The sequence below is a fragment of the Streptomyces sp. NPDC101160 genome, from assembly GCF_044768205.1.
Classification (GTDB): domain Bacteria; phylum Actinomycetota; class Actinomycetes; order Streptomycetales; family Streptomycetaceae; genus Streptomyces.
The window spans coordinates 325,386-333,680 of the sequence record NZ_JBIWPJ010000002.1; the positions used below are offsets into that span (position 1 = coordinate 325,386).

Sequence of the window (8,295 nt, forward strand, 5' to 3'; positions counted from 1 at the left end):
CGCTCGCTCTCACACACGCCGCGCACCCCTGGGGGCCCGATGACGACACCCGCCCGGTCCCGCACCGGACCGCTCTCCGGCGTCCGCGTGGTCGAACTCGCCGGCATCGGACCCGGCCCCTTCGCCGCCATGCTGCTCGCCGACCTCGGCGCCGACGTCGTGCGCGTCGACCGCCCCGGCGGCCCGGGCCTCGGCATCGACCCCGCGTACGACCTCACCAACCGCAACAAGCGCTCGGTCCTCGTCGACCTCAAGGCCGACGGCGGCCCGGACACCGTGCTCGACCTCGTCGCCCGCGCCGACATCCTCGTCGAGGGCTACCGCCCCGGTGTCGCCGAGCGCCTCGGCGTCGGCCCCGACGCCTGCCTCGCCCGCAATCCGAGGCTGGTCTACGGCCGGATGACCGGCTGGGGCCAGGACGGACCGCTCGCCCCCACCGCCGGCCACGACATCGGCTACATCGCCATCACCGGCACCCTCGGCATGATCGGCCCCGACCCCGACGGCCCGCCCAGCATCCCCGCCAACCTGGTCGGCGACTACGCGGGCGGCTCCCTCTACCTCGTCATCGGCGTCCTCGCCGCCCTCCAGCACGCCCGTACGCACGGCGAGGGCCAGGTCGTCGACGCCGCCATCGTCGACGGCACCGCCCACCTCGCCAGCATGATCCACGGCATGCTCGCGGCCGGCGGCTGGCAGGACCGGCGCGGGGTCAACCTGCTCGACGGCGGCTGCCCCTTCTACGGCACGTACGAGACCTCCGACGGCGGCTACATGGCCGTCGGCGCCCTTGAGCAGCAGTTCTACGACGAGTTCGTGCGGCTCCTCGGCATCGAGGACGTCGCCCCGGCGCGCCGTGACCTCGCCCGCTGGGGCGAGCTGCGCGCGGCCGTCGCCGACCGCTTCCGCACCCGTACGAGAGACGAGTGGACGGCCGTCTTCGAGGGCACCGACGCCTGTGTGGCCCCCGTGCTCTCGCTGCGCGAGGCGCCCGCCCATCCGCATCTGGCCGCCCGCGGCACCTTCGTCGAGCACGCCGGTCTCGTCCAGCCGGCGCCCGCGCCCCGCTTCTCCGCCACCCCCGGCACGGTCCGCACCGGCCCCGCCCTGCCGGGCGCCGACACCGACGAGGTCGCCCGCGACTGGGCCGTGCCCGCCCTGACCGCCCTCCAGCCCGACGACAAGGAGCAGCAGGCATGAAGCGCCGGCTCTACACCGCCGACCACGAGGCCTTCCGCGAGACGGTCCGCACCTTCCTGGCCAAGGAGGTGCTGCCGCACTACGCGCAGTGGGAGAAGGACGGCATCGTCTCCCGCGAGGTCTGGCGCGCCGCCGGCCGGCAGGGGCTGCTCGGCCTCGCCGTCGACGAGGAGTACGGCGGCGGCGGGAACCCGGACTTCCGGTACAGCGCCGTCCTCGCCGAGGAGTTCACCCGGGCCGGCACCCCCGGCCTCGCCATCGGCCTGCACAACGACATCATCGGCCCCTACCTCACCTCCCTCGCCACCGAGGAGCAGAAGCGGCGCTGGCTGCCCGGCTTCTGCAGCGGCGAGATCGTCACGGCCGTCGCCATGACCGAGCCGGGCGCCGGCTCCGACCTCCAGGGCATCCGCACCACCGCCGAGGACCACGGCGACCACTGGATCCTCAACGGCTCCAAGACCTTCATCTCCAACGGCATCCTGGCCGACCTCGTCGTGGTCGTCGCGAAGACGACCCCCGAGGGCGGCGCCCACGGCCTCTCCCTCCTCGTCGTCGAGCGCGGCATGGACGGCTTCGAGCGCGGCCGGAACCTCGACAAGATCGGCCAGAAGTCCCAGGACACCGCCGAGCTGTTCTTCAACGACGTCCGCGTCCCCAAGGAGAACCTGCTCGGCGAGCTCAACGGCGCCTTCGTCCACCTGATGACCAACCTGGCGCAGGAACGGCTCGCCATCGCCGTCGCCGCGATCGCGGGCGCCGAACACCTCCTGGAGCTGACGACCACGTACGTCAAGGAGCGCGAGGCGTTCGGCCGGCCGCTCGCCCGGCTCCAGCACATCCGCTTCGAGATCGCCGAGATGGCCACCGAGTGCGCCGTCACCCGCAGCTTCCTCGACCGCTGCATCGAGGAGCACGCGAACCCGGACGGGCCGGGACTCGACGCCGTGCACGCCTCCATGGCCAAGTGGTGGTCCACCGAGCTGCAGAAGCGGGTCGCCGACCGCTGTCTGCAACTGCACGGCGGATACGGCTACATGAGCGAATTCCCGGTCGCCAGGGCCTTCACCGACGGCCGCATCCAGACCATCTACGGCGGGACGACCGAGATCATGAAGGAGATCATCGGCCGCTCCCTGCTCGGCTGACCCGGACCCGGACCCGGCCTCCGGGCCCGGCCCCCCGACCCGCACCCCTACAGACTCGCCCGAAAGGCAACACCGTGACCACCGAAGCGTACGTCTACGACGCGATCCGCACCCCGCGCGGCCGCGGCAAGGCCAACGGGGCCCTGCACGGCACCAAGCCGATCGACCTCGTCGTCGGCCTCATCCACGAGATCCGCGCCCGTTTCCCCGGACTCGACCCGGCCGCCATCGACGACATCGTCCTCGGCGTCGTCGGCCCCGTCGGCGACCAGGGCTCCGACATCGCCCGGATCGCCGCCATCGCCGCGGGCCTGCCCGACACCGTCGCCGGCGTCCAGGAGAACCGCTTCTGCGCCTCCGGCCTCGAAGCCGTCAACCTCGCCGCCGTGAAGGTCCGCTCCGGCTGGGAGGACCTCGTCCTCGCCGGCGGCGTCGAGTCCATGTCCCGGGTGCCGATGGCGTCCGACGGCGGCGCCTGGTTCGCCGACCCGATGACCAACATCGCCACCAACTTCGTCCCCCAGGGCATCGGCGCCGACCTCATCGCCACCATCGAGGGCTTCACCCGCCGCGACGTCGACGAGTACGCCGCCCTCTCCCAGGAGCGCGCGGCCGCGGCCTGGAAGGACGGCCGCTTCGACCGCTCCGTCGTCCCCGTCAGGGACCGGGCCGGCCTCACCGTCCTCGACCATGACGAGCACCTGCGCCCCGGCACCACCGCCGACTCGCTCGCCCGCCTCAAGCCGTCCTTCGCCGACATCGGCGAGCTCGGCGGCTTCGACGCCGTGGCGCTGCAGAAGTACCACTGGGTCGAGGAGATCGACCACGTCCACCACGCCGGCAACTCCTCCGGCATCGTCGACGGCGCCTCGCTCGTCGCCATCGGCTCCAAGGAGGTCGGCGAGCGGTACGGGCTCACGCCCCGCGCCCGTATCGTCGCCGCCGCGGTCTCCGGCTCCGAGCCCACCATCATGCTCACCGGCCCCGCCCCCGCCACCCGCAAGGCGCTCGCCAAGGCCGGCCTCACCATCGACGACATCGACCTGATCGAGATCAACGAGGCGTTCGCCGCCGTCGTCCTGCGCTTCGTCAAGGACATGGGCGTCTCCCTCGACAAGGTCAACGTCAACGGCGGCGCCATCGCGCTCGGCCACCCGCTCGGCGCCACCGGCGCGATGATTCTCGGCACCCTCGTCGACGAGCTGGAGCGCCAGGACAAGCGCTACGGCCTCGCCACCCTCTGCGTCGGCGGCGGCATGGGCATCGCCACCATCGTCGAGCGCGTCTGACCGCCCGGTCCGAACCCCTTCTAACGGACTTCTTACGGAGAAGCAGCAGCCATGAGCGAGAGCACCACCATCCGCTGGGAGCAGGACGAGACCGGCGTCGTCACCCTCGTCCTCGACGACCCCGACCAGTCCGCGAACACCATGAACCAGGCCTTCCGGGCCTCCGTCAAGGCGATCGCCGACCGCGCCGCGGCCGAGAAGGACGCCATCCGCGGCATCATCTGGACCTCCGCGAAGAAGACCTTCTTCGCCGGCGGCGACCTCAAGGACATGATCAAGGCCGGCCCCGAGGACGCCCAGGCGATCTTCGACACCGCCATCGAGATCAAGGACGCGCTGCGCCGCATCGAGACCCTCGGCAAGCCCGTCGTCGCCGCCATCAACGGCGCCGCGCTCGGCGGCGGCTACGAGATCGCGCTCGCCTCCCACCACCGCGTCGCCCTCGACGCCCCCGGCTCCAAGATCGGCCTGCCCGAGGTCACCCTGGGCCTGCTCCCCGGCGGTGGCGGCGTCGCCCGCACCGTACGCCTCATGGGCATCACCGACGCGCTGCTCAAGGTGCTGCTCCAGGGCACCCAGTACAACCCGAAGCGCGCCCTCGACAACGGCCTCGTGCACGAGCTGGCCGCCACCCCCGAGGAGATGCTCGCGAAGGCCCGCGCCTTCATCGACGCCCACCCCGAGTCGGCGCAGCCCTGGGACGTGCCCGGCTACCGGATCCCCGGCGGCACCCCGGCCAACCCGAAGTTCGCCGCCAACCTGCCGGCCTTCCCCGCCAACCTGCGCAAGCAGCTGAACGGCGCCCCCTACCCCGCCCCGCGCAACATCCTGGCGGCGGCCGTCGAGGGCTCCCAGGTCGACTTCGAGACCGCGCTCACCATCGAGAGCCGCTACTTCACCGAGCTGGTCGTCGGCCAGACCGCGAAGAACATGATCCAGGCGTTCTTCTTCGACCTCCAGGCCGTCAACTCCGGCGCCAGCCGCCCCAAGGGCGTCGAGCCGCGCAAGGTCACCAGGGTCGCCGTGCTCGGCGCCGGCATGATGGGCGCCGGCATCGCGTACTCCTGCGCCCGCGCCGGCATCGAGGTCGTCCTCAAGGACGTCTCCACCGAGGCCGCCGCCAAGGGCAAGGCGTACTCCGAGAAGCTGTGCGCCAAGGCCGTCGCCAAGGGCCGCACCACCCAGGAGAAGGCCGAAGCGCTGCTCGCCCTCATCACCCCGACCGGTGACGTCGCCGACCTGGCCGGCTGCGACGCCGTCATCGAGGCCGTCTTCGAGGACACCGCGCTCAAGCACAAGGTGTTCCAGGAGATCCAGCATGTCGTCGCGCCCGACGCGCTGCTGTGCTCCAACACCTCCACCCTCCCCATCACCGTCCTCGCCGAGGGCGTCGAGCGCCAGGCCGACTTCATCGGCCTGCACTTCTTCTCGCCCGTCGACAAGATGCCGCTCGTCGAGATCATCAAGGGCGAGCGGACCGGCGACGAGGCGCTGGCCCGCGCCTTCGACCTGGTGCGCCAGATCAACAAGACGCCGATCGTCGTCAACGACTCGCGCGGCTTCTTCACCTCCCGGGTGATCGGCCACTTCATCAACGAGGGCGTCGCCATGGTCGGCGAGGGCGCCGAGCCCGCCTCCGTCGAGCAGGCCGCCGCCCAGGCCGGCTACCCGGCGAAGGTGCTGTCCCTCATGGACGAGCTCACGCTCACCCTGCCGCGCAAGATCCGCAACGAGACACGGAAGGCGGTCGAGGAGGCCGGCGGCACCTGGGTCAGCCACCCGGGCGAGCTCGTCATCGACCGCATGGTCGACGAGTTCGGCCGCCCGGGGCGCAGCGGCGGCGCCGGCTTCTACGAGTACGGCGAGGACGGCAGGCGCGGCAGGCTCTGGCCGGGCCTGCGCGAGCACTTCACCAAGCCCGAGGTGGACATCCCCTTCCGCGACATGCAGGAGCGGATGCTCTTCGCCGAGGCCCTCGACACCGTCCGACTGATCGAGGAGGGCGTCCTCACCTCGGTCGCCGACGCCAACATCGGCTCCATCCTGGGCATCGGCTTCCCGGCCTGGACCGGTGGCGTGCTCCAGTACGTCAACGGTTACGAGGGCGGCGTCGCCGGCTTCGTCGAGCGGGCACGTGAGCTGGCGGCGACGTACGGCGAGCGCTTCACGCCGCCGGCGCTGCTCGTGGAGAAGGCCGAGCGCGGCGAGGTCTTCACGGACGCGCGGTAGGCGAGGTCTTCACGGACGCGCGGTAGCGAGGTCCTCACGGACAAGGCGGTAGGCGAGGTCCTCACGGACGCGCGGTAGGAGCCGGACTCGTCCGGAACGCGGTGCGGAGCTCTTCGCTGAGGGAACGCTGGAACGCCGTCACGAGGGCCTGGACCACCATCGGCTGCATGTGCGCCGAGAGCGACTTCATCGCCGTCAGGTGGTCCGGGTCCTCGCCGCTCTCCCGGTACGGGTTCCACACCTGCTCCTGGAACAGCCGGGCCAGCTCCTGCGCGGCGGCCCGGGCGTGCTCCAGGAGCACGGTGCGGGAGGCCAGGATCGTCTCGTGCTCGATCGGTACGTCGAGCAGCTCGACGCCGAGCCGGAGCAGGGCCCCGTCGAGCCGGAAGGTGTCGGGGTCGGCGGTGCGGTCGAGCACGCCCATCGCCGCCAGCCGGTCCACGTCCCGGTCCGCGAGCGGGCGCCCGGCCCGCCGCTCCAGCTCCTGCCGGGTGATCTCCTCGGCGGACTCGGGCGCCCAGGAGGCGACGAGCGCCCGGTGGATCGCCAGGTCCTGCGCGCTCAGGTCAGCCGGCAGCTGCTCCAGATACCGCTCGATCGCCGCGAGCGTCATCCCCTGCCGCTGCAGCTCCTCGATCAGCGCGAGCCGCGACAGGTGCTCGGGCCCGTACCGCCCGACCCGCCGCGGCCCGATCACCGGCGGCGGCAGCAGCCCCCGCGTCCCGTAGAACCGCACGGTCCGCACGGTGACGCCGGCCCGCGCGGCCAGCTCGTCCACGGTGTACACGGGCGCGGTGTGCACGGGCGCGGTGGGGGTCTGCTCCATGGTTCAACAGTATTGCTGTCTCACTGACGGTGTAAAAGACCTGTGTCGGCTGAGGCGCCGGGGCAGCGCCGGCAGCCGCCCGCCGGGCGCGGGCTCCCCGGGACCGCACGGCGACCTGTGCCAGGGTGGGCGGTGAGGACGTCGAGGGAGAGCCGCCATGACGATCAAGCATCCGCTCTTCGCCCGCTGCTACGCGCGGTACGCCGGGCCGGCGCTGCGGAAGGCGGGCATCGACGAGCACCGCAGGCGGCTCCTGGCGGGCCTGACCGGCGAGGTCGTCGAGGTGGGCGCGGGCAACGGCCTGAACTTCCCGTACTACCCGCCCGAGGTCACCCGCCTCGTCGCCGTCGAGCCGGAACCGACCCTGCGCGCCCTGGCCGAACAGGCCGCCGCCCGCGCCCCCGTCCCCACCACGACCGTGGCCGCCCGCGCCGAACAGCTCCCCTTCCCCGACGCCTCCTTCGACGCGGCCGTCGTCTGCCTCGTCCTCTGCTCGGTCGCCGACCCCCGCGCGGCCCTCGCCGAACTCCGCCGAGTCCTCCGCCCCGGCGGCCGACTCCGCTTCCTCGAACACGTCCGTTCCCCGTCCCCCGCGCTGCGCCGCGTCCAACGCACCCTCGACGCCACGCTCTGGCCCCACCTGGCGGGCGGCTGCCACACCGCCCGCGACACCGAGTCCGCCCTCACGACGGCGGGCTTCACCCTGACCACCATCGACCACTTCGACTTCCCACCGAGCCGCCTCCCCCTGCCGGCGGCCCCGCACATCCTCGGCACGGCCGTGCGCGACCGCGACGGAGGGGCATTGTCAGAGGGGGCCCCTACGGTGGACCCATGAGCATGATCGAGTACGTACAGGGGGACGCCACCGCGCCGCGGGGGAAGGGCGTCAAGATCGTGGCGCATGTGTGCAACGACCTCGGGGGACGGGGCGGGCGGGGTGGGCGCTAGAGTCTTGCGCCTGTTCGGAACAGGGGCATGACAGGGGGAGGGTTATGCAGACGCAGCTCAGGGAGACGGCCGCGGAGTTGGCCGCCGTGCTGTGGCGGGAGCACACCGTGTACCGCGAGCGCGGGGGCGGGGTGGTGATCCGGGGCGAGCACGTGCGGCGCTGGATCAGTCTGGCGCCGACGGGCGGGAAGGACCAGGCGCTGGTCCGGGCCGGGCGCATACTCGACGGCGGGACGACCGCGCCCGCCCGCCTGGAGGTCGTCGTGGACCTGGCGGCCGGGACGGCCGAGCTGGCCGCGGTGTGCCGCCGGCTGCTCGCCGAGGTCGCCGCCGACGCGGCGCCCTCCGCCGCCGGGACCGCCCGGCCCGCGCGGACCGGGCGGGCCGGACGGAGCGTGCGTCCGGGCAGGCGGCGGCACACCGGCTTCGGCTCGTGGGTGGTGCTGGTGTGCGTCGCGGGGGCCGTCGCGTTCTGGGCGTACACCGCCTTCGGCGGCGCCCGCTAGCGCGACGGCCGTACGCGCGCGGCGGCGCCGGGGGCCCCCCGGGCCCCGGCGCCGCCGCCGGCCCGGCCGCGGGGGCAGCCCCCCCCGGACCCCCGCACCCGGGAGTGGTGGGGCACGGTGGTGTTAGGGGTGTCCGTGGCCCCCCG

7 protein-coding genes are annotated in these 8,295 nt (G+C 73.0%); 6 read left to right on the forward strand and 1 reads right to left on the reverse strand.

The annotated features are described in order from the left end of the window. The first annotated feature begins 39 nt into the window (after positions 1-39). The 4 genes from ACIRSU_RS07085 (at position 40) to ACIRSU_RS07100 (ending at position 5,866) form a co-directional block, all read left to right on the forward strand. On the forward strand, positions 40-1,200 hold the full coding sequence (locus ACIRSU_RS07085) for a CaiB/BaiF CoA transferase family protein (RefSeq protein ID WP_403789696.1): 1,161 nt from the start codon (positions 40-42) through the stop codon (positions 1,198-1,200). Then, positions 1,197-2,348 (forward strand): acyl-CoA dehydrogenase family protein, encoded by a 1,152-nt coding sequence (locus ACIRSU_RS07090; RefSeq protein WP_403789697.1) that lies wholly within the window; start codon positions 1,197-1,199, stop codon positions 2,346-2,348. The genes ACIRSU_RS07085 and ACIRSU_RS07090 overlap by 4 nt, the downstream gene beginning before the upstream one ends. A 74-nt stretch (positions 2,349-2,422) precedes the next feature. Then, complete coding sequence (locus ACIRSU_RS07095) at positions 2,423-3,637, forward strand: acetyl-CoA C-acetyltransferase (RefSeq protein ID WP_403789698.1); 1,215 nt, start codon at positions 2,423-2,425, stop codon at positions 3,635-3,637. A gap of 51 nt (positions 3,638-3,688) precedes the next feature. Then, positions 3,689-5,866, forward strand: coding sequence for a 3-hydroxyacyl-CoA dehydrogenase NAD-binding domain-containing protein (locus ACIRSU_RS07100; protein WP_403789699.1), 2,178 nt, complete (start codon positions 3,689-3,691; stop codon positions 5,864-5,866). Positions 5,867-5,927: 61 nt separating this feature from the next. Here ACIRSU_RS07100 and ACIRSU_RS07105 read toward each other — a convergent pair whose 3' ends face one another. Then, complete coding sequence (locus ACIRSU_RS07105; protein ID WP_403789700.1) at positions 5,928-6,692, reverse strand: MerR family transcriptional regulator; 765 nt, start codon at positions 6,690-6,692, stop codon at positions 5,928-5,930. Positions 6,693-6,849: 157 nt separating this feature from the next. Between ACIRSU_RS07105 and ACIRSU_RS07110 the strand changes: the two genes are divergently transcribed. Further along, positions 6,850-7,530 carry a class I SAM-dependent methyltransferase gene (locus ACIRSU_RS07110; RefSeq protein ID WP_403789701.1) on the forward strand — a complete coding sequence of 227 codons (681 nt, stop codon included), beginning with the start codon at positions 6,850-6,852 and terminating at the stop codon, positions 7,528-7,530. Positions 7,531-7,687: 157 nt separating this feature from the next. After that, on the forward strand, positions 7,688-8,149 hold the full coding sequence (locus tag ACIRSU_RS07115) for a hypothetical protein (RefSeq protein ID WP_403789702.1): 462 nt from the start codon (positions 7,688-7,690) through the stop codon (positions 8,147-8,149). Positions 8,150-8,295 lie beyond the last annotated feature (146 nt).

Coding starts and splice junctions, on each gene's coding strand:
- ACIRSU_RS07085 (WP_403789696.1), top strand. CDS start 40: ATGACGACACCCGCCCGGTCCCGCACCGGACCGCTCTCCGGCGTCCGC.
- ACIRSU_RS07090 (WP_403789697.1), top strand. CDS start 1,197: ATGAAGCGCCGGCTCTACACCGCCGACCACGAGGCCTTCCGCGAGACG.
- ACIRSU_RS07100 (WP_403789699.1), top strand. CDS start 3,689: ATGAGCGAGAGCACCACCATCCGCTGGGAGCAGGACGAGACCGGCGTC.
- ACIRSU_RS07105 (WP_403789700.1), bottom strand. CDS start 6,692: ATGGAGCAGACCCCCACCGCGCCCGTGCACACCGCGCCCGTGTACACC.
- ACIRSU_RS07110 (WP_403789701.1), top strand. CDS start 6,850: ATGACGATCAAGCATCCGCTCTTCGCCCGCTGCTACGCGCGGTACGCC.
- ACIRSU_RS07115 (WP_403789702.1), top strand. CDS start 7,688: ATGCAGACGCAGCTCAGGGAGACGGCCGCGGAGTTGGCCGCCGTGCTG.